This window comes from Bradyrhizobium sp. 613_E4_N2_2, from assembly GCF_052075995.1.
Lineage (GTDB): Bacteria > Pseudomonadota > Alphaproteobacteria > Rhizobiales > Xanthobacteraceae > Bradyrhizobium > Bradyrhizobium barranii.
On record NZ_CP197234.1, the window covers coordinates 7,870,893 to 7,895,517 of the forward strand.

23 protein-coding genes are annotated in these 24,625 nt (G+C 65.4%); 19 read left to right on the forward strand and 4 right to left on the reverse strand.

Features of this window, described 5'->3' with window-relative positions:
• The first annotated feature begins 3 nt into the window (after nucleotides 1–3).
• The 4 genes from AB7290_RS37295 (at nucleotide 4) to AB7290_RS37310 (ending at nucleotide 3,270) form a co-directional block, all read left to right on the forward strand.
• A complete protein-coding gene (locus tag AB7290_RS37295; RefSeq protein ID WP_071909541.1) occupies nucleotides 4–501 on the forward strand; it encodes a molybdenum cofactor biosynthesis protein MoaE in 498 nt (165 codons plus the stop codon).
• A complete protein-coding gene (gene prmB / locus AB7290_RS37300; RefSeq protein WP_071909540.1) occupies nucleotides 501–1,460 on the forward strand; it encodes a 50S ribosomal protein L3 N(5)-glutamine methyltransferase in 960 nt (319 codons plus the stop codon). Before AB7290_RS37295 ends, prmB begins: the two co-directional genes overlap by 1 nt.
• Nucleotides 1,461–1,550: 90 nt before the next feature.
• Nucleotides 1,551–2,138, forward strand: a complete 588-nt coding sequence (locus AB7290_RS37305; RefSeq protein ID WP_085403344.1) for a hypothetical protein — start codon at nucleotides 1,551–1,553, stop codon at nucleotides 2,136–2,138.
• Nucleotide 2,139: 1 nt separating this feature from the next.
• Complete coding sequence (locus AB7290_RS37310) at nucleotides 2,140–3,270, forward strand: YihY/virulence factor BrkB family protein (RefSeq protein ID WP_085403345.1); 1,131 nt, start codon at nucleotides 2,140–2,142, stop codon at nucleotides 3,268–3,270.
• A gap of 49 nt (nucleotides 3,271–3,319) precedes the next feature.
• Here AB7290_RS37310 and AB7290_RS37315 read toward each other — a convergent pair whose 3' ends face one another.
• A complete protein-coding gene (locus AB7290_RS37315; protein WP_063985583.1) occupies nucleotides 3,320–4,159 on the reverse strand; it encodes a class I SAM-dependent methyltransferase in 840 nt (279 codons plus the stop codon).
• Between the two features lie 120 nt (nucleotides 4,160–4,279).
• On the opposite strand from AB7290_RS37315, the gene AB7290_RS37320 reads away from it, so the two are divergent.
• The 3 genes from AB7290_RS37320 to AB7290_RS37330 all read left to right on the forward strand — a co-directional run bounded on the left by AB7290_RS37320 (nucleotide 4,280) and on the right by AB7290_RS37330 (nucleotide 8,418).
• The gene (locus tag AB7290_RS37320) at nucleotides 4,280–5,842 is read left to right on the forward strand and encodes a winged helix-turn-helix domain-containing tetratricopeptide repeat protein (protein ID WP_085403346.1); all 1,563 of its coding nucleotides are present in this window, start codon (nucleotides 4,280–4,282) and stop codon (nucleotides 5,840–5,842) included.
• Nucleotides 5,843–6,072: 230 nt separating this feature from the next.
• Entirely contained in the window at nucleotides 6,073–7,548 is a 1,476-nt protein-coding gene (locus AB7290_RS37325) for an EAL domain-containing protein (protein WP_063985585.1), read from the forward strand.
• 15 nt (nucleotides 7,549–7,563) lie between these two features.
• Nucleotides 7,564–8,418, forward strand: a complete 855-nt coding sequence (locus tag AB7290_RS37330; RefSeq protein WP_063985586.1) for a TIGR01459 family HAD-type hydrolase — start codon at nucleotides 7,564–7,566, stop codon at nucleotides 8,416–8,418.
• A gap of 215 nt (nucleotides 8,419–8,633) precedes the next feature.
• Here the strand turns inward: AB7290_RS37330 and AB7290_RS37335 are convergent, their stop codons facing one another.
• Nucleotides 8,634–9,029 (reverse strand): response regulator, encoded by a 396-nt coding sequence (locus AB7290_RS37335; protein WP_007596883.1) that lies wholly within the window; start codon nucleotides 9,027–9,029, stop codon nucleotides 8,634–8,636.
• A gap of 230 nt (nucleotides 9,030–9,259) precedes the next feature.
• Here AB7290_RS37335 and AB7290_RS37340 point away from each other — a divergent pair, with 230 nt between their 5' ends.
• The 7 genes from AB7290_RS37340 (at nucleotide 9,260) to arfB (ending at nucleotide 18,281) form a co-directional block, all read left to right on the forward strand.
• Entirely contained in the window at nucleotides 9,260–10,231 is a 972-nt protein-coding gene (locus AB7290_RS37340) for a bifunctional riboflavin kinase/FAD synthetase (RefSeq protein WP_085403347.1), read from the forward strand.
• A gap of 218 nt (nucleotides 10,232–10,449) precedes the next feature.
• Complete coding sequence (ileS, locus tag AB7290_RS37345) at nucleotides 10,450–13,449, forward strand: isoleucine--tRNA ligase (protein ID WP_135214812.1); 3,000 nt, start codon at nucleotides 10,450–10,452, stop codon at nucleotides 13,447–13,449.
• Between the two features lie 9 nt (nucleotides 13,450–13,458).
• Nucleotides 13,459–13,953 carry a signal peptidase II gene (gene lspA / locus AB7290_RS37350; protein ID WP_085403349.1) on the forward strand — a complete coding sequence of 165 codons (495 nt, stop codon included), beginning with the start codon at nucleotides 13,459–13,461 and terminating at the stop codon, nucleotides 13,951–13,953.
• A gap of 106 nt (nucleotides 13,954–14,059) precedes the next feature.
• Nucleotides 14,060–14,782: a hypothetical protein gene (locus tag AB7290_RS37355; protein ID WP_085403350.1), complete on the forward strand. Its 723-nt coding sequence runs from the start codon at nucleotides 14,060–14,062 to the stop codon at nucleotides 14,780–14,782.
• A gap of 204 nt (nucleotides 14,783–14,986) precedes the next feature.
• Nucleotides 14,987–16,381: a M16 family metallopeptidase gene (locus AB7290_RS37360; protein ID WP_420480971.1), complete on the forward strand. Its 1,395-nt coding sequence runs from the start codon at nucleotides 14,987–14,989 to the stop codon at nucleotides 16,379–16,381.
• Nucleotides 16,378–17,745, forward strand: coding sequence for a M16 family metallopeptidase (locus AB7290_RS37365; protein WP_085403351.1), 1,368 nt, complete (start codon nucleotides 16,378–16,380; stop codon nucleotides 17,743–17,745). The genes AB7290_RS37360 and AB7290_RS37365 overlap by 4 nt, the downstream gene beginning before the upstream one ends.
• 116 nt (nucleotides 17,746–17,861) lie before the next feature.
• Nucleotides 17,862–18,281 (forward strand): alternative ribosome rescue aminoacyl-tRNA hydrolase ArfB, encoded by a 420-nt coding sequence (gene arfB / locus AB7290_RS37370; protein ID WP_063985592.1) that lies wholly within the window; start codon nucleotides 17,862–17,864, stop codon nucleotides 18,279–18,281.
• 70 nt (nucleotides 18,282–18,351) lie between these two features.
• Here the strand turns inward: arfB and AB7290_RS37375 are convergent, their stop codons facing one another.
• Nucleotides 18,352–18,657, reverse strand: coding sequence for a hypothetical protein (locus AB7290_RS37375; protein ID WP_085403352.1), 306 nt, complete (start codon nucleotides 18,655–18,657; stop codon nucleotides 18,352–18,354).
• Between the two features lie 302 nt (nucleotides 18,658–18,959).
• Here AB7290_RS37375 and AB7290_RS37380 point away from each other — a divergent pair, with 302 nt between their 5' ends.
• Genes AB7290_RS37380 through AB7290_RS37395 form a run of 4 tightly spaced genes read left to right on the forward strand, consistent with a single transcriptional unit; the run spans nucleotide 18,960 to nucleotide 21,934 of the window.
• On the forward strand, nucleotides 18,960–19,346 hold the full coding sequence (locus AB7290_RS37380) for a c-type cytochrome (protein WP_085403433.1): 387 nt from the start codon (nucleotides 18,960–18,962) through the stop codon (nucleotides 19,344–19,346).
• The gene (locus tag AB7290_RS37385; RefSeq protein ID WP_085403353.1) at nucleotides 19,347–19,742 is read left to right on the forward strand and encodes a VOC family protein; all 396 of its coding nucleotides are present in this window, start codon (nucleotides 19,347–19,349) and stop codon (nucleotides 19,740–19,742) included.
• Nucleotides 19,743–19,787: 45 nt separating this feature from the next.
• A complete protein-coding gene (locus AB7290_RS37390) occupies nucleotides 19,788–20,336 on the forward strand; it encodes a hypothetical protein (RefSeq protein ID WP_063985596.1) in 549 nt (182 codons plus the stop codon).
• A gap of 29 nt (nucleotides 20,337–20,365) precedes the next feature.
• Nucleotides 20,366–21,934: a GMC family oxidoreductase gene (locus AB7290_RS37395; protein ID WP_085403354.1), complete on the forward strand. Its 1,569-nt coding sequence runs from the start codon at nucleotides 20,366–20,368 to the stop codon at nucleotides 21,932–21,934.
• 260 nt (nucleotides 21,935–22,194) lie between these two features.
• On the opposite strand, the gene AB7290_RS37400 is transcribed toward AB7290_RS37395, so the two are convergent.
• Nucleotides 22,195–22,512, reverse strand: a complete 318-nt coding sequence (locus AB7290_RS37400; protein ID WP_085403355.1) for a ribbon-helix-helix domain-containing protein — start codon at nucleotides 22,510–22,512, stop codon at nucleotides 22,195–22,197.
• A 241-nt stretch (nucleotides 22,513–22,753) separates the two neighbouring features.
• Here AB7290_RS37400 and mutL point away from each other — a divergent pair, with 241 nt between their 5' ends.
• The gene (gene mutL / locus AB7290_RS37405; protein WP_135214811.1) at nucleotides 22,754–24,565 is read left to right on the forward strand and encodes a DNA mismatch repair endonuclease MutL; all 1,812 of its coding nucleotides are present in this window, start codon (nucleotides 22,754–22,756) and stop codon (nucleotides 24,563–24,565) included.
• Nucleotides 24,566–24,625 lie beyond the last annotated feature (60 nt).

Genomic DNA, 24,625 nt, shown 5'->3' on the forward strand with positions numbered 1-24,625 from the left:
GCCATGACCTCCCCCGTAAGCACCGCCCCCGTCAGCCCCTGCCCCGTCACCATCCGCATCCAGCAGGACGATTTCGACATCGCGCGCGAGATCGCGATCCTGACCGGGAGCCGCACCGACATCGGCGCGGTCGTAAGCTTTTCCGGCATCTGCCGCGGCGACGAGAACAGCGCGAAGATCGCCGCCCTCACGCTCGAACATTATCCCGGCATGGCGGAAGAAGAGATCAAGCGCCATGCCGACGAAGCTACATCGCGCTGGCCGCTGAACGGCGTCACCATCATTCATCGCGTCGGGCGGTTCATGCCCGGCCAGAACATCGTGCTGGTGCTCACGGCGTCGCAGCACCGCCAGGCGGCGTTCCAGGCGGCCGAGTTCCTGATGGATTATCTCAAGACCAGCGCGCCGTTCTGGAAGAAGGAAGAGAGCGCCACCGGCACCGGCTGGGTCGAAGCCCACGCCCGTGACGACGAGGCCGCCGCACGCTGGACCCGATCCTGATGGCAAGAGCATCCAAGAAGACCACGCGCGGCCGCGCGGCACCGAAACTCGCGAAGGTCGGCCGCGGCGAGTTGCTCACGCTGATCGATTTCGTGCGCTACGCCGTGAGCCGCTTCACCGAGGCGAAGCTCGCCTTTGCCCATGGCACGACCGATCCGGTCGCGGAAGCAGCCTTCCTGGTCTGCGAAGCCCTGCATCTGCATCCCGACCAGTTCGAGATCTTTGCCCATGCCTGCGTCACGTCGGCGGAAGGCAAGACCATCGTCAACCTCATCCATCAGCGCGTCACCACGCGCAAACCGGCCGCCTATCTCGTCAACAAGATCTACATGCGCGGCCTGCCCTTCTATGTCGACGAGCGCGTCATCGTTCCGCGCTCCTTCATCGGCGAACTGCTGGAGTCGCATTTCGGCGGCGACGGCGAGGCGGGCTCGCTGATCGACGACCCCACGGCCGTCGAACGTGTGCTCGATCTCTGCACGGGCTCTGGATGTCTCGCCATCCTCGCCGCGCACCATTTCCCGAATGCCACCGTTGATGCCGTCGACATCTCCAAGGGCGCGCTCGAAGTTGCCTCGCGAAATGTCGGCGAATTCGGGCTCGATGACCGGATCAGCCTGCATCGCGGCGACCTGTTCGCCCCGCTCGGCGACAACAGATACGACCTCATCATCACCAACCCGCCTTACGTCGATGCGGAAGGCATGGCCGCGCTGCCGCCGGAATGCCGGGCCGAACCAAAGCTCGCCTTTGACGGCGGCCCCGACGGTCTCGACGTGGTGCGCCGCATCCTGCGCGATGCGCCCGATCACCTGACGCCGGATGGCGGCTTGATCTGCGAGATCGGCCGCGGCCGCGAACTGGTCGACGAGGCCTTTCCGGAACTGCCGCTGCTCTGGCTCGACACCGAGGAGTCCGAGGGCGAGGTGTTCTGGATCGCGGCCGCCGATCTCGGCTGATCCGTCCCGGCAGCCGCGCTCCGCGCGGAACAAGTCAAATTCCGCCACGTTCATCCCCCGACGATTTTTTCGTTCTCGGAGGATGTCCGCATGCTCGCGCCATCGGGCGAATTGCTGCGCGCCGGCATGGCGCTCAAGATCAATCATCTCAAGCGCGCCGCGCGATCGTACTTGCGCGACCGCACCAATCAGGCCACGGGCCGCGCGACGTCCTATGCGGTCGCGGCAGGACTGCTCGCAATGGCCGGGCTGTTCCTGATCGCCACCCTCTTTGTCGGCCTGATGGCCCTTTATCGTTGGGTCGCAATCACCCAGGGACAATTCTGGGGCTTTGGTGCCGTCGCGGCCGTGCTCCTGGTGCTGGCCGTATCCTGCGCCGGCGTGGCTCTGGTCCAAATAAAGCGTCGGGACAAGCCGATCGTGCCGCTTGCCAGCCGTATGCGCGTCGCGATCGCCACCCCGCGGATCCCGCGCGGAACGGTCAAGCAGGCGGTGAAAGAGGTCGCAACGACGATTCCGCTGGTGTCGCTCGCACCGGGCGAACGTGGCCGTGGCGGCAACGCCGTGTCGGCTCGGACCAACCGGCCCGTGCAGCTGGGTCTGATGCTCGCAGCCGTCGGGCTGCTGGGCTTCACGGCCGCACGGCGGCGGCGGCACGGCCACAGATTGGACGCTTGAAATGCGCGCGCGGCGCACCGAGCACCTCGACAGTTGGTTGCTGGTCGCCGCCACGGCCGTCTTCGTGCTGTCCGCGGAACGCTACTTTCAGGAGTCCGGCCCCATCCGGCCGGGGCCTCCGCAAGACCATCGCAATAATGAAGCAAACTCGCCGGAAACGAGCCCGGCCGGCGCGGCGATGCAGCTTGGCCACGGCCGGCACGCGAAAAGCCCTTTCGCGATCCCGTGGGCGGGCTGGAAAGACATCTTCTGGCGCACCTATCAGCGCATCGACGACGATCGCCTGCTCGCGACTGCGGGCGGCGTCGTCTTCTTCGGGCTGCTCGCGGTCTTTCCCGCCGTGACCGCGCTGGTCTCATCCTACGGCCTGTTCGCGGATCCCTCGACGATCAGTTCCAACCTGCATTCGCTCGCGATGCTGCTGCCCGAGGGCGCGTTCCAGATCGTCGAGGACCAGGTTACGCGCGTGGTGTCCAACGGCAATACCGCCCTGGGTGTCACCTTCCTGTTTGGCCTCTTGCTCGCGATCTGGAGCGCCAATGCGGGCGTCAAAGCCATCTTCGATGCCCTCAACGTCGCCTATGAGGAGCGCGAAAAGCGCAGCTTCGTCCGGCTGAACACGGTGTCGTTGGCTTTCACCGTCGGCGGCATCGCGGCGCTGCTGCTGATGGTGGGCACCGTGGTCGCCTTCCCGCTCGCGCTCAACCATCTCGGCATCGCGCCGGAAAGCAGGCTGATCGTCGCTCTCGCGAGATGGCCGGTGCTGTTCGTCATCCTGCTGGCCGCGCTTGCCGTCCTCTACCGCTTCGCACCGAGCCGCGACGCGCCACGCTGGCAATGGCTGAGCCTCGGCGCGGTGACGGCCGCCATCCTCTGGATCGCCGGCTCGGCGCTCCTGTCCTGGTATCTCTCGGAATTCGCCAATTACAACGCGACCTACGGCTCGCTCGGCGCGGCGATCGGCTTGATGATGTGGATGTGGATGTCGGCGATCGTCATCATGTTCGGGGCCGAGCTGAACTCGGAGATCGAGCGGCAGACCCTTCGGGATACGACCACCGGACCGCCCAAGCCGCTCGGCACCCGGCAGGCCGTCTCGGCCGACACGGTCGGCGCAGCCGCGCCATCGTGATTGCCGGCGGTCAGGCCGGGGCTCGGCCTGACCGGATCACGACGGCAATTCAGCGCTTGCTGATCACGACCTCCAGATACTCGCTATGCACCACCACCGTACCGTCGTCGGCACGGTTGAATTCGCCGAGCAGCGCCATGAGATCGCGCCGCAGCGCGGCCTGGCCGGTCTCCTCCAGCGCCACGAACGCTTTCAGCATCGGCCCGTAATAGGATTTGAAAACCTCGAGCCAGTGCTCCGGCGAGCGATAGCGGAAGGCGAACATGCGCGGCTCGGCGGCGATCTCGGAGGCTTGGCTGCCGAACATCTCCTCAAGCCGTGCCGGCGTGCCCCACAAGGCCGGCGACTTCACGCCCGCTGGCGGCGGCAAATGCCTGCCGATGGTCTTGAAGAGCTGACCGATGAAGCCCTGGGGCGTCCAGTTGGCGAGGCCGATCTTGCCGCCGGACTTGCAGACCCGCGCGAGCTCGGACGCCGCCTTGTCCTGATCCGGCGTGAACATGACGCCGAAGGTCGAGAGCACGACGTCGTAGCTGGCATCCGCAAACGGCAGCGCTTCGGCATCCGCTTCACGGAATTCGACCATCAGATGCTCCGCCGCGGCCCGTTCGCGTCCCCGCTTGAGCAACGCGGGAACATAATCGGTCGATGTGACGTCGCACCAGCGCCGCGCGGCGGCCAGCGTCGCATTGCCGTTGCCGGCGGCGACATCAAGCACCTTGCTGCCGGCGCGCAAGTCGAGCGCCTCGCAGAGTTGCTCGCCGACGATCTGCAAGGTGGTGCCGACAATGGCATAGTCGCCGGATGACCAGGCGCTGTGCTGGCGCTGCTTGACGGCGGCGAGATCGGGCTGGGCGAGGGCCGGCTTGAGCGCGGCGGATGTCGACATGGCAATTCTCCTGCGGTTGAAGACGCCGGGACGATAGGGCGCATGCGGCTCGCTGGCCTTGAGAGTGGCGTTATTTTACGCTGAGAACACCTTGATTTCCCCGCGCGAGCCGAGGGCGGCGTGACATTTCATTTCGAAGATTTCGTGCTCGACCCCGCGCGCCGCGAATTGCGGCGGGCGGAGACGCTCGTCGCGCTCGAGCCCCAGGTGTTCGATCTCCTGCTTTATCTGGTCCGCAACCGCGAGCGCGTGGTGACGCGGGACAATCTGCTCGACGCGATCTGGAACGGCCGCGTCGTCTCGGAATCGACGCTGACCAGCCGGATCAACGCGGCGCGGCGCGCGGTCAATGACAATGGCGAAGATCAGCGGCTGATCCGCACAGTCGCGCGCAAGGGCGTGCGGTTCGTCGGCGAAGTGACCGAACGCTCCGTAGCAGGCTCATCGTCGGCGCCGGGCAAGCCGCCCGACGCAATACCGACGGAATTGCCACTGCCCGATCGTCCCGCAATTGCCGTCCTGCCCTTCACCAACATGAGCGGCGAGGCCGAGCAGGATTATTTCTCCGACGGCATCAGCGAGGACATCATCACCGCGCTGTCGAAGCTGCGCTGGTTCTTCGTGATCGCGCGCAACTCCTCCTTCATCTACAAGGGCCGCACGGTTCACCTGCGGCAGGTCGCCGAGGAGCTCGGCGTGCGCTATGTCGTCGAGGGCAGCGTCCGCAAGGAGGGCGATCGCGTCCGCATCACCGCGCAGCTCAACGATGTCGCCACCGGCAGCCATCTCTGGGCCGAACGCTACGACCGCGAGCTCGCCGACGTCTTCGCCGTACAGGACGAGATCACCGAACGCATCGTCGCAGCGATCGAGCCGCAGCTCTATGCCGCGGAGAATTTTCGCGCCGAGCGCAAGCCGCCCGACAGCCTGGACGCCTGGGACCTTCTGATGCGCGCCCTCTCCCATTACTGGCGCGTGACGCGGCAGGACCACGTCGCGGCGCGAGCCCTGCTCGAAAAGGCCATCGCGCTCGACCCGAACTACGGCAAGGCACTCGGGCTGCTCGGCACCAGCTACATGTTCACGGCGCATATGGGCTGGATGGAGATGGCCGCGGCGCTGCCGGTGGCCGAGCGCGCGGCACGGGCCGCGATCCGCGCCGACGACCAGGATGCCTGGGCGCATAATGCGCTCGGCCATGTCGATCTGTTCGCACGCCGGTTCGAGGATTCACTTGCCGAATTCGAGACCGCGCTGCGGCTCAATCCGAACTTTGCGCTGGCGCAGGGCTATTATGGCCTGACGCTTAGCTATTGCGGCCGCTGGCGGGATGCCGACGAGGCCGCGCGGCGGGCGATCCGCCTCAGCCCGCGCGACCCCTATGCACCCGTCTATTTCGGCATCGCCGCCTTTGCCCGTTTCCTCGGCAGGGACTATGCGGAGGCGATCCGGCTCGCACAGGAGGCCCTGCGCCAGCGCAGTGACTTCGTCGGCGGGCACCGGGTGCTGACCGCGGCCGCGGCGATGGCCGGGCAAACCGAGACCGCCCGCGCGGCGCTGAAGGAACTCCAGCGTGCCCAGCCCAACGTCTCGCTCGCCTGGATCGCCGAGTTCATGCCGATCAAGCTCGCCGCCGACCGCGAGCACTACCTCGAAGGCTTTCGCCGGGCCGGCCTGACCTAGACTGCCCGAGCATGATCTCCGCGCAAACGCGTTCCGCGTTTGTCGCGAGGGAAAACCGCTACACACTTTTCCGGATCATGCTCCGGCGCCGCGAACAGGCCGCTATCCCCTCGAATCAACAATGATGTTAAGGTCGCCTTGCTTGGGGGAGCATGAGGCGTGACGGGTTCGCACACTGACCCGTGTTTTCCCGGATGAGGCAGTCAGCTCTTTGAGGCGTAACGCGCGGCATGATTCGCATTTCGACGATCTTCATCGCCATCTGCATGGTTCTGGTCGCGGCCTCGCTCGGGCTTGTCCTCTACTCGGTCGCCGGCATCAGCGGAACCGAATCCGCCATCGTGGCGCTGACCGCGCTGACCTTCCTGATCCTCTACAACGCGGTCTCGATGCGGCTGCGCGACCGCAGTGACGTCGGCGGCCAGATCGCCGACCTCTCGCGCGGCACCGCCGACCTCGCCCGCCAGGTCGCCGAGTTCGGCCGCCGGCTCGCGGCGATGGAGGGGCGCATCGCCTCGGCCAATTCGACCAACTCCGACCGCATCCAGTCAGTGGTCGGCGAGATCAACGAGCTCGGTGGGCTGGTCAGGCAGCTCGCCACCACCGTGTCAGCCCATGAAGACCTCTTGGCCGGGGCCGCGCCGACCCCCGCCCCCGCTCCGGTCGCCCGGCCAGAGCCGGAGGCGCCGCTCGACCTGATTGCGGCCTTCGAGGAGCGGCCGGCCGCCCCTCCGCCGCTGCCCGCACCGCCGCCGCGGCCAACGCCGGCGATCCAGACCCACACCGCCGTTCCGGTTCAGACGGCCAATGGCCGCAACCCGACCCAGTTACTGGCGACACTGCGCAACGCCATCGACGAGAACCGCATCGACATCTTCCTCCAGCCGATGGTGACGCTGCCGCAGCGCAAGGTGCGGTTCTACGAAGCCGTGACGCGCCTGCGCGACGAGCGCGACCAGCTGATCGCCGCCGAGGAATTCATCAGCATCGCCGAAGCCTCGGGTCTGATCGGACGCATCGACAACATGGTGATGCTGCGCTGTGTGCAGGTGCTGCGGCGCCTGATGGTGCGCAACAAGGATGTCGGCGTGTTCTGCAACGTCGCGGCCTCCACGCTCGGCAATTCCACCACCTTCGCGCAGTGCCTCGACTTCCTCGAAGCCAACCGGGCGCTGGCGCCCTCGCTGGTGCTGGAGTTCAAGCAGTCGACCTTCCGCAATCTCGGCCCGGCCGAGACCGAGAACCTCGCGGCGCTCGCCCAGCGCGGTTTCCGCTTCTCGATCGACCATGTCACTGACCTCAGGATCGAGCCGCGCGAGCTCGCCGATCGCGGCGTGCGCTTCATCAAGGTGCCGGCGTCCCTCCTGCTCGACCCCAGGCAGGCCTCGACCTCGGACATCCACCCTTCCGACCTCTCCGACCTGCTCGGCCGCTTCGGCATCGACCTGATCGCCGAACGGATCGAGGGCGAGCGCGCAGTGGTCGATTTGCTCGACTTTGACGTGCGGTTCGGTCAGGGGTTCCTGTTCGCGCCGCCCCGGCCATTGCGGCCTGAAGGGGCATCTGCTACCGGCGGGGCCTCGCCGAACCCGGCGCAGGAAATTCAGGGATCCAATGGCTCCGCTTCTCCCAGCCCAGGCGCCACGTCTTCAGCGCCTCCAGCCCAACGTATCACCGGCAACGCGGCGCTCGCGCGCCGGATCTGATCGGCCGCACGCATCATGACCACGCTGCATTTCGCCGAAAGCCTGCGCGAGCTCGTGGGCGGCGTTGACGTTGTGCTCAGCGACATCTGGGGCGTGGTTCACAACGGCCTGGAATCCTTCCCCGAGGCCTGCGAGGCGCTGCACACCTATCGCAGCCGCGGCGGTACGGTGATCCTGATCACCAATGCCCCGCGCCCGGCCGACTCCGTCCAACGGCAATTGCGCAAGCTCGGCGTCGCGGACGAGACCTATGACGCGATCGTCTCGTCGGGCGACCTGACGCGGCTCTATGTCGCCGAGCATCCCGGCCGCAAGATGTTCTGGCTCGGACCCGAGCGCGACAACTCGATCTATCGCGGCCTCGATGCGACGACCGCGCCGCTGGAAGAAGCCGACTACATCGTCTGCACCGGCCTCTATGACGACGAGACCGAGACGGCGGAAGACTATCGCGGCATGATGCTGAAGGCGCGCGAGCGCAAGCTGACGCTGGTCTGTGCCAACCCCGATATCGTGGTGGAGCGCGGCGACCGGCTGATCTATTGCGCCGGCGCGATCGCGGAACTCTATCGCGAACTCGGCGGCGAGGTGATCTTCTACGGCAAGCCGCATCGCCCGATCTACGAGCGCGCGATGATGCTCGCCGGCGAGCGCCAGGGCCACATGATCGACCGGAAAAAGGTGCTGGCGATCGGCGATTCCGTCCGCACCGACCTCACCGGCGCGCGCGAATTCGGCATCGACTGCCTGTTCGTCACCCGCGGCATCCATGCCGAGGAGTTCGAGGGCCTCGACCAGCTCGACCCGAATTCGGTGATGGAGTTGTTCGGCCACCCGCCGAAGGCGCTGATGCGCGAATTGAAGTGGTGACGGTGGAGCCCACGCAGGTGCTGCGGGCTTAGACCAATTGCTTAGACCCAAATGCCGTCATGGCCGGGCTTAGCCGTCCGAAGGACGGCGTCGCTTCCGCTCGCCTACGCCCCGGCCATCCACGTCTTCATTTGCAGGATCCAAGAACGTGGATGCCCGGGACAAGCCCGGGCATGACGATCTCTATAGAGAGCTGTTATGCGGTCTGGCGGCGCTTACGCGCTCGCCATGTCCGGGAAGACCGCTTCGATCTTGGTCTTCAGCGTCGCCGCGTTGAACGGCTTGACGATGTAGTTGTTCACGCCGGCCTTCTTGGCCGCGATCACGTTCTCGGTCTTCGATTCCGCAGTGATCATGATGAAAGGCGTGGTGGCGAGGTTCGGATCCGCGCGCACTTCGCGCAGCAGGTCGTAACCCGTCATCGGCTCCATGTTCCAATCGGAAATCACGAGCCCGTACTTCTTGCCACGCATCTTGTTCAGCGCCGCCGAACCGTCGCTTGCATCATCGATATTCTCGAAGCCAAGCTGCTTCAGGAGATTCCTGATGATACGGATCATGGTGCTGTAGTCATCAACCACCAGAACCGACATCGACAAATCAACCGCCATCTCGACTCCCCCAACGCAAACCCAGGAAATATTACGATCGGACCCACCGGAGCCGGAGCCCCGCTGTTCCACATTTCAAGGACTAGCACCAAGGCGTTAAACAGCGCGTTAACTGGGAGCGCCTCCGAAGGACTGAAATCACGTTCAATGCGGCCGCTCCCCTGCCGCTTGACTTCGTCCGGTCGGTCAAGCCACGGTCCGCCGGTCCTGCCGCTTCGAGAATTCCCCTGATGGTCCCGCATTTTACCGTTATCCGCGACACAACGCCGGATTCCGCGGTTTTGCGGGGCGCCGTGGTCGCCATGGGCAATTTCGACGGCGTTCATCTCGGCCATCGTGCGGTGATCGCAGCCGCCCTGGAGATGGGCCGGGCGCATGGCCGCCCTGCGCTGGCATTGACCTTCGAGCCGCATCCGCGCCGGTTTTTCAGCCCGAACACCCCGCAATTCCGCCTGACGGACGAGCCGGCCAAGTTGCGGCTTTTAGCCGGCACCGGGCTCGCCGGCGCCGTGGTCATGACCTTCGACAAGGCCAGGGCCGGGACCAGCGCGCAAGACTTCATTCACCATGACCTGATCGGACGCCTCGGCGTCAGCGGCATCGCGGTCGGCTACGACTTCCATTTCGGCAAGGGTCGCGTCGGCTCGCCGAGCCTCCTGGTCAACGAGGCGCCTCGACTCGGCATCGAGGTTGACGTGCAGGCCCATGTCGACATCGACGAGCGGCCGGTCTCCTCCAGCGCCATCCGGATCGCGCTCGCCGAGGGCCTCATCGACGAGGCCACCACCATGCTGGGCGCGCCCTGGTTCATCACCGGCGAGGTGATCCACGGCGAGAAGCGCGGCCGCGACCTCGGCTATCCCACCGCCAACATCCGCCTCGATGCCAATTGCGGCCTCAAGCACGGCATCTATGCGGTGCGGGTCGGCCGCGGCGCCGAGCGGCTGGACGGGGTGGCAAGCTTCGGCCGCCGTCCGACCTTTGATAATGGCGCGCCGCTGCTGGAAATCTTCCTGTTCGACTTCAAGGGCGACCTCTACGGACAAGCGCTCGACTGCGCCTTCGTCGGCTTCATCCGCGAGGAGCTGAAATTCGACAGCCTGGAGGCCCTGATCCGCCAGATGGACGACGATTCCGCCCGCGCCCGCGCCGTGCTGGCCGCCGCCCCGGACGCGTTTCCGCGGCTTGGCGTGATCGATTGAGGCCCAAATCCGGCCCGCCGAACCTTTTGCGCTTCTACCTTTTGCGCTTCCCTTGGGCCCCTGCTATGGAGAGCCCATGTTTGCGCGGCGCATCATAGGGATTAGCGGCCCGGCTTCCGCCTGAGCCTGAAGGCTCGGCGCAAGACCGGGATTTCGTCGTTTCACCCCGCGATTCCAGTCGCTATCCGTTTCCGCGCCCTTCCGAGCCAGTCAGCCCCATGTCCGAAAAGCCGCAAAAGTCCGACGCCAAAGACTATTCCAAGACCCTTTATTTGCCGCAGACGGATTTCCCGATGCGCGCCGGCCTGCCGCAGCGCGAGCCGGAACTGCTGAAGTACTGGAACGACATCGGCCTCTACGACAAGCTGCGCCGGGAAGCCCAGGGCCGCGCCAAATTCGTGCTGCATGACGGCCCGCCCTACGCCAACGGCAACATCCATATCGGGCACGCGCTGAACAAGATCCTCAAGGACGTCGTGACCAAGAGCCAGCAGATGCTCGGCTTCGACTCCAATTACGTGCCGGGCTGGGACTGCCACGGCCTGCCGATCGAATGGAAGATCGAGGAGGAGAACTACCGCAAGAAGGGCAAGCAGAAGCCCGACTTCCGCGACTCCGCCGCGATGGTGGCGTTCCGCAAGGAATGCCGCGCCTATGCGACGCACTGGATCAACGTGCAGCGCGAGGAGTTCAAGCGGCTCGGCATCATCGGCGACTGGGATCATCCCTATCAGACGATGAGCTATCCGGCCGAAGCGCAGATCGCCCGCGAGCTGATGAAGTTCGCGGCCAACGGCACGCTGTATCGCGGCTCCAAGCCGGTGATGTGGAGCGTGGTCGAGAAGACCGCGCTTGCGGAAGCCGAGGTCGAGTACGAGGACTACACCTCCGACATGGTGTGGGTGAAGTTTCCCGTCACGTCACCGGCGCATGGCGCACTTGCCAGTGCCTCGGTCGTGATCTGGACCACCACGCCCTGGACGCTGCCCGGCAACCGCGCGATCTCGTTCTCGCCGAAAATCGCCTACGGACTCTACAAGGTGACGGATGCGCCCGCCGACAACTGGGCCAAGACCGGCGATCTCCTGATCCTGGCCGATGCGCTCGCCGCAGAAGTGTTCAAGCAGGCGCGCGTCACGTCCTATGAGAAGGTGCGCGACATTCCCGGCGACACGCTGGACGCCGTGGAATGCGCCCATCCCCTGCGCGGGTTCGGTGGCGGTTACGAGTTCATCGTGCCGTTGCTCGCCGGCGAGCATGTCACCGACGACACCGGCACCGGCTTCGTGCACACCGCGCCGAGCCACGGCCGCGAGGACTTCGACGTCTGGACGGCCAACACCCGCGAGCTCGATGCGCGCGGCATCCCGACCGCGATCCCCTACACCGTCGACGAGAACGGCGCCTACACCGCGCAGGCCCCCGGCTTCACCGGCAAGCGCGTGCTCAACGACAAGGGCGAGAAGGGCGATGCCAACGAGGCCGTGATCAAGGCGCTGATCGAGGGCGGCAAGCTGCTCGCGCGCGGCCGCCTCAAGCATCAATATCCGCACTCCTGGCGCTCGAAGAAGCCGGTGATCTTCCGCAACACGCCGCAATGGTTCATCGCGATGGACAAGGACATCAGCGATGACGGCCATGCGAAGAAGGGCGACACGCTGCGCGCCCGCGCGCTGCACGCGATCTCGGTCACGCAATGGGTGCCGCCGTCGGGCGAGAACCGCATCAACGGCATGATCGCCAATCGTCCGGACTGGGTGATCTCGCGCCAGCGCGCCTGGGGCGTGCCGATCGCCGTGTTCGTGCGCGAGAAGAGCAACGGCTCGGCAGAGATCCTGCAGGACGAGATCGTCAACCAGCGCATCGCCGAAGCCTTCATGGAGGAAGGCGCCGACGCCTGGTACATGGACGGCGCCCGCGAGCGCTTCCTCGGGTCCCGCGCGAGCGAGGACTGGAAGAAGGTCGACGACATCTGCGACGTCTGGTTCGATTCGGGCTCCACGCACGCCTTCGTGCTCGAGGATCGCCAGAACTTCCCGCAGCTCGGCAACATCGTCCGCAAGATCGACGGCGGCAACGACACCGTGATGTATCTGGAAGGCAGCGACCAGCATCGCGGCTGGTTTCATTCCTCGCTGCTGGAAAGCGCAGGCACGCGGGGCCGCGCGCCCTACGACATCGTGCTCACCCACGGCTTCACGCTCGACGAGAACGGCCGCAAGATGTCGAAGTCGCTCGGCAACACCGTCGAGCCGCAGAAGGTGATCAAGGATTCGGGCGCGGACATCCTGCGCCTGTGGGTCTGCGCCACCGACTATGCCGACGACCAGCGCATCGGCCCGGAGATCCTGAAGAACACCATCGAGACCTATCGCAAGCTGCGCAACTCGATCCGCTGGATGCTCGGTACGCTGCATCACTTCAAGGCGAGCGAGAAGGTCGCCTATGCCGAGATGCCCGAGCTCGAGCGGCTGATGCTGCACGAACTGGCCGGCCATGCCGAAACCGTTCGCAAGGCCTATGCCGCCTTCGACTACAAGACCGTGGTCGCGAGCTTGGCAGCCTTCATGAACTCCGAGCTGTCGGCGTTCTACTTCGATATCCGCAAGGACACGCTCTATTGCGACCCGCCGTCGTCGCCGGCGCGCAAGGCCGCGCTCACCACGATCGACCTGTTGTGCGATGCCCTCCTGAAATGGCTCGCGCCGATCCTGAGCTTCACGACCGAGGAAGCCTGGCGCATGTTCCGGCCGAACGCGGAGCCTTCCGTCCATCTGACCCTGTTTCCCGAAGGCATCGAGAAGCTCCGCGACGACAAACTCGCCGCGAAATGGGAGACGATCCGCAACGTCCGCCGCGTCGTGACCGGCGCGCTGGAGCTCGAACGTGCCGCCAAGAACATCGGCTCGTCGCTCGAGGCCTCACCGGTGATCTATGTCGCCGACCGCGACATGCTGGCGACGCTGTTCGACACCGATCTCGCCGAGGTCTGCATCACCTCGAACTACGAGGTGCGTGAGGGCGAGGCGCCTGCGGGCGCGTTCCGTCTCGATGCCGTGCCCGGCGTCGCGGTCGTCGTCGAGAAGGCCGTGGGCACCAAATGCGCCCGCTCCTGGAAGATCTCGCCTATGGTCGGTGAAGACCCTGAATACCCCGACGTCACCCCGCGCGACGCCCAGGCGCTGCGCGAATGGAAGGCGCTGGGGGTGGGGGTCTGATCCCCGGCCATGACCCCGCTTCGCGCCGGCATCCTCGCGGCCGTGGTCACGCTGGTGGCCGATCAGGCCTCAAAGCTGTGGCTCCTGAACGTGTTCGACCTCGCCCGCCGTGGCGTGGTGAAGGTGACGCCGTTCTTCGACCTGGTGCTGGCCTGGAACATCGGCATCAGCTTCGGCTGGCTCCAGAACGACGGCCAGTCGGCGCAGATCGCGCTGATGGCGGTCAAGGTCGTCGCCGTGGTCGCCCTCGCCATCTGGATGGCCCGCTCGCACACCCTGCTCGCCACGGTCGCACTCGGGCTGATCATCGGCGGCGCGATCGGCAACGGCATCGACCGCTTCGCCTACGGCGCGGTGGTCGATTTCGCCCTGTTCCACATCGAGATCGGCGGAAATACCTATAATTGGTATGTGTTTAACCTCGCGGACGTGGCCATCGTTGTCGGGGTGGCGGCGCTATTGTATGATTCCTTCCTGGGGGTACCCGCCGCAAAAGCGCCCTGATCCCGGCCGATACGGACCGGCAGGTGGAACCCTGCGTTTTGCGAGGATTGGCCGCGTGCGAGCGGCAAAGTGCAGCAATCTGCCACAATATGGAACAGGTACAGTGATGCGCAGCTCCGAGACCAGCGGTTCGATGGTTCGAGACCCCAAAGCGGGGTTCTGGCGGGCGTTGAAATTGTCCGCTGTCGCGCTCGGCATCGGCCTCGTCATGACGGCAGGCCCGGTCCGTGCCGGTGACGACGACGATGATGATGACGGGATGACCTTCGAAGAGAAGATCATCGACAATCTGATGTCCGGCATCGGTGCCAAGAGCATGGAAAAGCCCGGCATCGAATACCGCGAGCGCTCGCCGCTCGTCGTGCCGCCCAAGCTCGACCTGCCGCCTCCGGCAACCCAGGCCAAGAATGCTCCGAACTGGCCGAAGGACCCCGAAGAGAAGCGCCGCAAGGAAGCCATCGCAGCGCGCAAGAAGGCGACCAAGGCGACGGAGAACTGGCAGGCGGCCCAACCGCTGACGCCCGCCGAGATGAAGGCCGGCGAGGTCGCCGCAGCCCCCCGTACAAGCAATGACCCGATCCAGCCGGGCACCAACGGCAACCCGTCGCTCAGTCCCGCCGAACTCGGCTACGCCGGCGGTCTCTGGAACATGATGAAGGGCGGCAACAGCTCCGAAGAGAAGAAATTCACCAGTGAGCCGCCGCGTTCGTCGCTGGTCGAGCCGCCGCCGGGCTACCAGACCCCCTCGCCGAACTACGCCTATGGCGCAGGGCCGGACAAGTCGCGCCGGACCTATTTCGACATCATGTCGGGCAAGGAAAAGGAATAATAGCGCTCCTGCCCCACCGCGACATCCTGACAGGCGCATCCTGGCACCGGCGGCTTACGCACGCCGGACGCAGTCTGCATATTGCTTATCAGTAACTTGCCACCGCGTTGAGTTCTCTGCTTCGTGACGCGAAGCCTCAGCCGCACGGTGTAGCATGCCGTGCCTCCGAGCCGGACATCCGGGTTCGGCCTTTTCATAAGGATTATGATGTCCTCTTACCGATCGGCCGCCTGCCTCCTTGCCGCGCTGCTTTCGACGAGTGTCCTCTCAGCCAGCGCCGCCCTCGCCCAGACCACGGTGACGTCGGCCCCGCCCGCCAGCTTCACGCTCGCCAACGGCATGCAGGTCGTGGTGATCCCGGACCACCGCACGCCCGTGGTCACGGAGATGATCTGGTACAAGGTCGGCTCGGCCGACGAGACGCCGGGCAAGTCCGGGCTCGCGCACTTCCTCGAACATCTGATGTTCAAGGGCACCTCGAAGCATCCGGTCGGCGAATTCTCCCAGACCGTGCTCCGCGTCGGCGGCAACGAGAACGCCTCGACCTCGGTCGACTACACCAACTACTACCAGCGCGTGCCGAAAGAGCAGCTGCCGACCATGATGGAGTTCGAGGCCGATCGCATGACCGGCCTGATCCTTAAGGACGAGAACGTGCTGCCCGAGCGCGACGTCGTGCTCGAAGAGTACAACATGCGGGTCGCCAACAATCCGGACGCGCGGCTCAACGAGCAGATCATGGCCGCGCTCTATCTCAATCATCCCTACGGCCGGCCGGTGATCGGCTGGCACCAGGAGATCGAGAAGCTCGACCGCGAGGATGCGCTCGCCTTCTACCGCCGCTTCTACGCGCCGAACAACGCGATCCTCGTGATCGCCGGCGACGTGGAAGCCGCCGACATCCGCCCGCTGGTCGAGCGGAATTTCGGCTCCATTCCGGCCCAGCCCGCGATCCCGGAGCGGCGCATCCGTCCGCAGGAGCCGGAGCCGGCGGCGCCGCGCACGGTCACGCTGGCCGACCCGCGCGTCGAGCAGCCGGGCCTGCGCCGCTATTATCTCGTACCGTCGGCGACCACCGCCGCGGCCGGTGAAAGCGCCGCCCTCGACGTGCTGGCGCAGCTGATGGGCAGCGGCAGCAATTCCTATCTCTACCGCGCGCTCGTGGTCGACAAGCCGCTCGCGGTGTCCGCCAGCGCCAGCTATTCGAGCATCTCGCTCGACCCGACCCAGTTCGCGATCTCGGCCTCGCCGAAACCGGGCGTCAGCTTTGCCGATGTCGAGCAAGTGGTCGACGGCGTCATCGCCGACATCGCGCAGAACCCGATCCGCGCCGAGGACCTCGAGCGGGTCAAGACCCAGCTCATTGCGGAAGCGATCTACGCCCAGGACAACCAGGCGGTGCTGGCGCGCTGGTATGGCGGCGCGCTGACCACGGGCCTTTCGATCGAGGACATCAGGAGCTGGCCCGACCGCATTCGCGCGGTCACCGCCGAGCAGGTTCGCACTGTCGCGCAGAAATGGCTCGAGAAGAAGCGATCGGTGACGGGCTATCTGATCAAGGACACCAGTGCCGCCAAGCGTGAGGAGAAGCGTTCGTGACCTATCCCTTCCTTCGACGCGTTGCATTCTCGCTTGCCACCGGCGCGGCACTCGCGCTGGCTACGGTGTCGCCGTCTCAGGCGGCCGCAAAGATCCAGCACCTGACTTCGCCGGGCGGCATCGAAGCCTGGTTCGTACAGGATGCGACGGTGCCGCTGATCGCCATGGAATATTCCTTTGCCGGCGGCTCGGCGCAGGATCCCAAGGACAAGTCCGGCGTCGCCAATCTGGTCGGTGATCTCCTCGACGAAGGCTCCGGCGATCTCGACTCCAAGACCTTCCATGAGCGGCTCGACCGCCGCGCCATCGAGCTCTCCTTCAGCGCCACCCGCGATACGTTCCGCGGCAGCCTGCGGATGCTGCGCGACAACAAGGACGAGGCCTTCGACCTGCTCAGGAGCGCGCTGACCTCGCCGCATTTCGACACCGCCGACGTCGAGCGCATCCGCTCACAGGTGATCTCGGGCCTGCGCCGCGAGACCACCAATCCGTCCTCGCTGGCGAGCCGAAAATTCCTGGAGGTCGCGTTCGGCGACCATCCCTATGGCCGGCAGACCAATGGCACGCTGGACAGCGTGCCGACCATCACGGTCGCCGACATGAAGGATTATGTCGGCCGCGTGATTGCGAAGGACGGGCTGAAGATCGCGGTGGTCGGCGACGTCGATCCGGCCACCCTCGGCAAGCTGCTCGACCACACTTTTGGTAGCCTGCCCGCAAAAGCCAATCTCACGCCGGTCGCCGACGTCGAGGCGGCAAAACCGCCGCAGCGCGCCTTCGTGCCGCTCGACGTGCCGCAGACCGTGATCACCTTCGGCGGCCCCGGCGTGAAGCGCAACGATCCGAACTTCATGGCCGCCTATGTCGTCAACCACATCCTGGGCGGCGGCGGATTGTCCTCCCGGCTCTATCGCGAGGTACGCGAGAAGCGCGGGCTGGCTTATTCCGTGTTCGAATCGCTGCTCTGGATGGAGCATTCGGCGGTCTTCATCGGCAACACCGGCACCCGCGCCGACCGTGCCGGCGACACCATCGACGCCATCGACAAGGAAGTGCGCCGCATCGCCGAGGAGGGCCCGACGCAGAAGGAGCTCGACGAAGCCAAGTCCTACCTCAAGGGCTCGCAGATGCTGGCGCTGGATACCTCCTCGAAGCTCGCGCAGGCGCTGCTGCAATACCAGCAGGACAAGCTGCCGATCGACTATATCGAGAAGCGAAACGCCATCGTCGATGCGGTGACACTGGACGACGCCAAGGCGGCCGCCAAGCGCCTCTGGGGCCAGGGCCTCCTGACCGTGGTCGTCGGCCGCGCCCCACAGGCCGCCGCGCAACCGGCCGCGGCACCGGCGACGAAGTCGAACTGACGTCCCCTGACATTTCCTGAAATGGCCGGGCTCGCCCGGCCATTTGCGTTTCCAGGATGCGCCATTGCCGAACGTGGACGTCCGCGATATGTCCGGACATCACGAATGGTGCCATCATGCTGCGGATATCCCGCGATCTCGTCATCGACGAGGACGATATCGAGATCGGCTTCGTCCGCGCCTCCGGCCCGGGCGGGCAGAACGTCAACAAGGTCTCGACCTCGGCCCAGCTGCGCTTCGACACGCGCAAGCTGACCCTGCCGGAGGATGCGGTGATCCGGCTCGCCCGCATCGCCGGCCAGCGCATGACCAAGGACGGCGTGATCGTGATCCACGCCCAGCGCTTCCGCACCCAGGAGCGCAACCGTCAGGACGCCATCGACCGGCTCACCGAGATCCTGACCGAAGCGATGATACGGCCGAAGCCGCGCCGCGCCACGCGGCCGACCTTTGGCTCCAAGCAGCGCCGGCTCGACGGCAAGAAGCGCCGCAGCGACATCAAGGCAGGGCGCGGCGGCGGCCGCTTCGACGACTAACAAAGCAGACCCAGTCAAAAAAACTCCGGCCGCAGGGCGACCGGAGTCTGCTTGCTTCACCCCGGCGGGACTAGTAGCGCTTGGCTGGGGCTGCACCGCCCGTCGCGGAATCGTCGGCGGTTCCCTTATGCGCAGCGCTACCGGTGGTGCCGACCGTGCCCCTGGTGCCTTTGGTCGACTTCATGCCCGTCTTCTCGCCCGCAGCGCCCGGCTGAGCATTCATCTCCTCATCCCCGCTGCCCATTGTGCTGCCTTGCATCGGTTTGCTTTGCACGGTGCCGCCCGTCTTGGCGGGTGGCGCGCCTTGCGCGAGAACCGGCGTCGCAATGAGAGCCGACAGAGCGCATGCGATCATCGAGGTCTTCACCAACTTCATCCATTTCTCCTGGATTCTTCCGCGACGAATGGCTCGGCTGCATCCTGCGCCGCTCACCTGCACCGGGTCATCGCATCGCGTAGGGAGTTTAAGCGGCGCAATCGTCATGCAATGCGCATGGTGTGGTGATCGTTTAGGGATTTGACGGCAGTTTCGCGGAATTGTGCTCCGCATATAAGGCATTGCGGAACACACGCGGTCACCAGTGTCTCCGCGGCATCGAAACAGCCCGCTACTACCACCGCATCTTTGACGCCGCCTAGAGTTTGCGCACGTTGATGTGGATGGGCGGATTCTTGGCGATGCGCGCAGTCGTGCTTGGATTGTGCACCGCGATGGTGCTGGTGACGCGGGTTGCCGATGCGCAAATGCCCTTGCCGGCCGGCAAGCCGCCGGATGGCGCGACGCTGTTCAAGCAGCAATGCGCGGTGTGCCACACGACAAACCTGTCAGAACCGGCGCGGCAAGGCCCCGCACTGGTGAAGGTCGTTGGCCGTCCCGCCGGCAAGACCGAAGGTTTTAAGTACTCAGAGGCGCTGTCGAAAGCGGACTTCGCCTGGGACGAGACCAGGCTCGACGCCTGGCTGAGCAATCCGCAAGCCGTCATTCCCGGCGTGACCATGGTCTACCGGCAGGCGAAGCCGGAGACGCGCGCCGCCATCATCACCTACCTGAAGGAGCTGAACTGAATGGCAAAGCCCGTTCATTCCATGATCCGCGTGCTCGACGAGGCCCGCTCGCTCGACTTCTACAAGCGCGCCTTCGGCTTGGAGGTCGCCGACCATCTGAAATTTTCGGACTTTGCCCTGATCTACCTGCGTCACCCCTCCTCACCTTTCGAGGTGGAGCTGACGGTGAATTTCGATCGCAAGGAGCCGTACCAGCTCGGCGACGGCTACGGACATATTGCCGTGGTGGTCGACGATCTCGATACCGAACATGCCCGCTTCGAGCGCGAGAAGCTCGCACCGGGACCGCTGCGCGACTTCAAGCACGACGGCAAGACGCTGGCGCGCTTCTTCTTCGTCAGCGATCCCGATGGCTACAAGATCGAGGTGATCCAGCGAGGGGGTCGTTTCGGCTGATCAAAATCACAAAAATCCAAATCACAAAATCTACGGAGGAATGCCATGAGAGAAGTCGATCGTCGAAGCAAGCACAGCCGCCGCGTCTTTCTCAAGGGCGCGGCGACCGCCGTTCCGGTCGTCGCTGTCGCGACCAGCGTCGCCGTCAGCATCGAGGATGCCTGGGCGGATGATGCCAGCACGCTCTCGCCCGCAACGATGAAGACGCTGCTGAAGGTCGCGCGCGACATCTATCCGCACGACGTCCTCGGCGACAGCTACTACATCACCGCGATCAAGCCGTGGGACGGCAAGGCGGCCAAGGACCCCGCCGTCAAGTCTCTGATCAGCGACGGCATCACGCGGCTCGATCAGAACGCGCGGGATCGCCACAAGGTGGCTTACGCCGAAGTGCCATGGGAAGCCGACCGCGTGGTGCTGCTGACGGAGATCGAGCAGAGCGACTTCTTCCAGAAGGTGCGCGGCGACCTCGTCGTGTCGCTCTACAACCAGAAAGAGGTCTGGCCGCGGTTCGGCTACGAAGGCTCCTCCGCCGAGCACGGCGGCTACATCAACCGCGGCTTTGCCGACATCGACTGGCTGCCGAAGGCTTAAGGCTCACCCAACGGTTCAGGAGAACGCATATGGCAAAATTCGATCTGAACGACTCCAGCGTTGTGGTGATCGTCGGCTCCGGTGCCGGCGGCGGCACGCTGGGCAACGAGCTCGCGCAGAAGGGCGTCAAGGTGGTCATCCTTGAAGCCGGCCCACGCATCGAGAACCAGGATTTCGTCAACGACGAGTGGGAGAGCTTTTCCCAGCTCGCCTGGACCGATGCCCGCACCACGTCGGGGACATGGCGCGTCGCCAAGGATTTTTCGGGCCTTCCCGCCTGGATCGTCAAGGCGGTCGGCGGCTCGACCACGCATTGGGCCGGCGCGTCGCTGCGCTTCGACGAGCATGAGTTCAAGGTGAAGAGCACCTACGGCGGCCTGCCCGGCGCGAACCTGCTGGACTGGCCGGTGACGCTCGCCGAGATCGAGCCATGGTACGCCAAGGCCGAGAACAAGATGGGCGTGACCCGCACCAACGGCATTCCCGGACTTCCCGGCAACAATAATTTCAAGGTGCTGGAGGCCGGTGCGAAGAAGCTCGGCTACAAGACCGTGCATACCGGCAATATGGCCATCAACAGCCAGCCGCGTGACGGCCGCGGCGCCTGCCAGCAGATCGGCTTCTGCTTCCAGGGCTGCAAATCCGGCGCGAAATGGTCGACGCTCTACACCGAGATCCCCAAGGGCGAGGCGACCGGCAATCTCGAAGTGCGGCCGAGCAGCATGGCGGTCAAGATCGAGCACGACGCCTCCGGCAAGGTGACCGGCGTTGTCTATGCCGACGAGAGTGGCGCGATGCAGCGCCAGAAGGCGCGCGTCGTCGCGGTGGCCGGCAACTCGATTGAAAGCCCGCGGTTGCTGTTGAACAGTGCCTCGACCATGTTCCCCGATGGCCTCGGCAATTCATCGGGCCAGGTCGGGCGCAACTACATGCGGCACATGACCGGCAGCGTCTACGCCGTGTTCGAGAAGTCGGTGCACATGTATCGCGGCACCACTATGGCCGGCATTATCCGTGATGAATCCGCCAACAATCCGAAGCGCGGCTTCGTCGGCGGCTACGAGATGGAGACGCTGTCGATCGGCTTGCCGTTCATGGCGGCCTTCCTCAATCCCGGCGCCTGGGGCCGTCCGTTCACCGCAGCGCTCGACGGCTATCCCAGGATGGCCGGCATGTGGCTGGTCGGCGAGGACATGCCGCAGGAAACCAACCGCATCACGCTCGACCCGAGCGTGAAGGACAAGTTCGGGCAAGCGGTCGCGAGCGTGCATTTCGACGACCATCCCAACGATCTCGCGATGCGCGCACATGCCTACAAGCAGGGTGCTGCGGTCTATGACGCCGTCGGCGCCACCGTGACCTATCCGACGCCGCCCTATCCGAGCACGCACAATCTCGGCACCAACAGGATGAGCGAGAAGCCGCGGGATGGCGTGGTCAACAAGTTCGGGCAGAGCCACGACGTCAAGAATCTGTTCGTCTCGGATGGCAGTCAGTTCACCAGCGGGGCGGCCTGCAATCCAACGCTGACCATCGTCGCACTCGCGATCCGGCAGGCGGATTACATTGCGGGGGCGATGCAGAAAAAGGAGATTTGAAGGTTCAAAGGAAACCGTTTCCTGCTCCCGTCATTGCGAGCGAAGCGAAGCAATCCAGAATCCCGCCGCGGTGACGGTCTGGATTGCTTCGTCGCACTAGCGCAAAATTGCTACGCAATTTTGTCGCGGGCTCCTCGCAATGACGGCGGAGAGAATATCGTAGCCCGGACGGAGCGAAGCATAATCCGGGGTGCTCGCGGGTGAGCTGAATCCCGGATTGCGCTTCGCTTCATCCGGGCTACGCACTTTTGTCGGGAAAGCTACTCGGCCGCATCAAGGATCGGCGCGACGGTTGCCTTGAAATCCTGCACCTGCGTCACGCTCCGGGAGCGGTAGATCAGGCAGGAGCAGCGTAGCAGCGAGGCGAAATTATTGACCTCGCCGTGATGGTCGAGCACCTCGTTGTAGAGCGTGGTCAGGAACTTGCCGACGCTCATGCTCTCCTTGGCCGCGATCTCCTCCAGCGTGTCCCAGAACGCCATTTCCAGCCGGATCGAGGTGCAGTGCCCGCCGATCCGCAACGAGCGGGTCTGGGATTCGTAGTTGCGTTGGGGCTGGTGCGCGAAGAAATTGCACATGGCGTCCTCCCGTCCTGTTGCCATTTTTTCACGATGCTACACCGCTGCCCGGCCCCCCACAATCAGGACGGCAGCAGGACGATCGCTCCGTCCCGGTTGCGCAATTTTCTCGAACGTCCAATCCCTTCAATGTGATAGGCATCCCTCTTCCCCAGGCCGCCACACGGCTGTTGCCCAACACATGCTTTTGACGCAACACGGCCTAGAATAGCGCCGTCAGCGAATCCAGATCGAAAGCCCCATGCCCGTCCGCCAACTGCCAGAGCAAATCGTCAACCGCATCGCCGCCGGCGAGGTGGTCGAACGTCCGGCAAGCGTGGTCAAGGAACTGGTCGAGAACGCCATCGATGCCGGCGCCAGCCGGATCGACGTCTTCACCGATGGCGGCGGGCGGCGGCGGATCGGCATCACCGATGACGGTGGCGGCATGACCGCGAAGGACCTGGCGCTCGCGGTCGAACGCCATGCCACCTCCAAGCTCGACGACGAGGATTTGCTCCAGATCCGCACGCTCGGGTTCCGCGGCGAGGCGCTGCCCTCGATCGGCTCCGTCGCGCGTCTCTCCATCACGACGCGGCACGCGAGCGAACCACATGCCTGGGCGCTGTCAGTCGAGGGCGGCGACAAGTCCGAGATCATGCCGGCGGCGCTGGCCCACGGCACGCGCGTCGAGGTCAACGACCTCTTCTATGCAACGCCCGCGCGGCTGAAATTCCTAAAGACCGATCGCACCGAGGCGGAGGCGATCCGTGAGGTGGTCAGGCGCCTTGCCATGGCGCGGCCCGACGTCGCCTTCACGCTGGCCGGCGAGGAGCGCGCGCCGGTGACCTGGACCGCGGCGCTGCCTGGCGCCGCCGGACGGCTGACGCGGCTCGGCGATATCCTCGGCGCAGAATTCCGCAGCCACGCCATCGAGGTCCATGCCGAGCGCGAGGGCGTCGTGGTCGCCGGCTATGCCGCGGCGCCGGCGCTGACCAAGGCGAACGCGCTCGGGCAATATCTCTTCGTCAACGGCCGTCCCGTGCGCGACAAGCTGATCCTCGGCGCCGTGCGCGGGGCCTACGCCGACTATCTGCCGCGCGACCGCCATCCGGTGCTGGCGTTGTTCGTCACGCTCGATCCGCGCGAGGTCGATGCCAACGTGCATCCGGCCAAGACCGAGGTGCGCTTCCGCAATGCCGGCCTCGTGCGCGCGCTGATCGTGCACGGATTGAAGGACGCGCTCGCGCGCGAGGGCCGGCGCACGGCCGCCAACAGTGGCGAGAGCGCGTTGTCCTCGTTCCGGCCGGCCTTCACGCCGCGGCCTGCGAGCTGGGACTGGCGCGCCTCGCCATCCGCCCCGGTCGCACCGATGCCGTCGTTCGACGGATCGGCTGCGCCCGTCTTCGCCGAGCGCGCACAGGCGGCATTCGATGTCGGCGCGCCCAGTGCGGACGTGCGGATCGAGACCCAACCCGTCAGCGACCTCGTCGACCGCCCGCTCGGCGCGGCGCGCACCCAGATCCACGAGACCTACATCGTCTCGCAGACTCGCGACGGCCTTATCATCGTCGACCAGCATGCCGCGCATGAGCGCATCGTCTACGAGCGGCTGAAGGCCTCGCTCGCCGCCAACGGCGTGCAACGGCAGATCCTCCTGATCCCCGAGATCGTCGAGATGGACGAGGCCACGGTGGAGCGCCTGCTGGAGCGCAGCGAAGAGCTCGCATCGTTTGGCCTCGCCATCGAGTCCTTCGGCCCCGGCGCGGTCGCGGTGCGCGAGACGCCGTCGCTGCTCGGCAAGACCAATGCAGGCGGGCTGCTGCGCGATCTCTCCGAGCACATGGCCGAATGGGACGAGGCGCTGCCGCTGGAGCGCCGCCTGATGCACGTCGCCGCGACCATGGCCTGCCACGGCTCGGTGCGCGCCGGCCGCCGGCTGCGGCCGGAGGAGATGAACGCCCTGCTCCGCGAGATGGAGGACACCCCGAACTCCGGCCAGTGCAATCACGGCCGCCCGACCTATGTCGAGCTGAAGCTGAGCGATGTGGAGAAGCTGTTCGGGCGGAGATGATCTTCGTAGGGTGGGCAAAGCGAAGCGTGCCCACCACCTACCGCGATCGCAGAAAGTTGG

Excerpts from the sequence above, each read along its gene's own strand:
- AB7290_RS37295 (WP_071909541.1), top strand. The coding sequence starts at position 4 with ATGACCTCCCCCGTAAGCACCGCCCCCGTCAGCCCCTGCCCCGTCACC.
- prmB (WP_071909540.1), top strand. The coding sequence starts at position 501 with ATGGCAAGAGCATCCAAGAAGACCACGCGCGGCCGCGCGGCACCGAAA.
- AB7290_RS37305 (WP_085403344.1), top strand. The coding sequence starts at position 1,551 with ATGCTCGCGCCATCGGGCGAATTGCTGCGCGCCGGCATGGCGCTCAAG.
- AB7290_RS37310 (WP_085403345.1), top strand. The coding sequence starts at position 2,140 with ATGCGCGCGCGGCGCACCGAGCACCTCGACAGTTGGTTGCTGGTCGCC.
- AB7290_RS37315 (WP_063985583.1), bottom strand. The coding sequence starts at position 4,159 with ATGTCGACATCCGCCGCGCTCAAGCCGGCCCTCGCCCAGCCCGATCTC.
- AB7290_RS37325 (WP_063985585.1), top strand. The coding sequence starts at position 6,073 with ATGATTCGCATTTCGACGATCTTCATCGCCATCTGCATGGTTCTGGTC.
- AB7290_RS37330 (WP_063985586.1), top strand. The coding sequence starts at position 7,564 with ATGACCACGCTGCATTTCGCCGAAAGCCTGCGCGAGCTCGTGGGCGGC.
- AB7290_RS37335 (WP_007596883.1), bottom strand. The coding sequence starts at position 9,029 with ATGGCGGTTGATTTGTCGATGTCGGTTCTGGTGGTTGATGACTACAGC.
- AB7290_RS37340 (WP_085403347.1), top strand. The coding sequence starts at position 9,260 with ATGGTCCCGCATTTTACCGTTATCCGCGACACAACGCCGGATTCCGCG.
- ileS (WP_135214812.1), top strand. The coding sequence starts at position 10,450 with ATGTCCGAAAAGCCGCAAAAGTCCGACGCCAAAGACTATTCCAAGACC.
- lspA (WP_085403349.1), top strand. The coding sequence starts at position 13,459 with ATGACCCCGCTTCGCGCCGGCATCCTCGCGGCCGTGGTCACGCTGGTG.
- AB7290_RS37355 (WP_085403350.1), top strand. The coding sequence starts at position 14,060 with ATGCGCAGCTCCGAGACCAGCGGTTCGATGGTTCGAGACCCCAAAGCG.
- AB7290_RS37360 (WP_420480971.1), top strand. The coding sequence starts at position 14,987 with ATGATGTCCTCTTACCGATCGGCCGCCTGCCTCCTTGCCGCGCTGCTT.
- arfB (WP_063985592.1), top strand. The coding sequence starts at position 17,862 with ATGCTGCGGATATCCCGCGATCTCGTCATCGACGAGGACGATATCGAG.
- AB7290_RS37375 (WP_085403352.1), bottom strand. The coding sequence starts at position 18,657 with ATGAAGTTGGTGAAGACCTCGATGATCGCATGCGCTCTGTCGGCTCTC.
- AB7290_RS37380 (WP_085403433.1), top strand. The coding sequence starts at position 18,960 with ATGCGCGCAGTCGTGCTTGGATTGTGCACCGCGATGGTGCTGGTGACG.
- AB7290_RS37385 (WP_085403353.1), top strand. The coding sequence starts at position 19,347 with ATGGCAAAGCCCGTTCATTCCATGATCCGCGTGCTCGACGAGGCCCGC.
- AB7290_RS37390 (WP_063985596.1), top strand. The coding sequence starts at position 19,788 with ATGAGAGAAGTCGATCGTCGAAGCAAGCACAGCCGCCGCGTCTTTCTC.
- AB7290_RS37395 (WP_085403354.1), top strand. The coding sequence starts at position 20,366 with ATGGCAAAATTCGATCTGAACGACTCCAGCGTTGTGGTGATCGTCGGC.
- AB7290_RS37400 (WP_085403355.1), bottom strand. The coding sequence starts at position 22,512 with ATGTGCAATTTCTTCGCGCACCAGCCCCAACGCAACTACGAATCCCAG.
- mutL (WP_135214811.1), top strand. The coding sequence starts at position 22,754 with ATGCCCGTCCGCCAACTGCCAGAGCAAATCGTCAACCGCATCGCCGCC.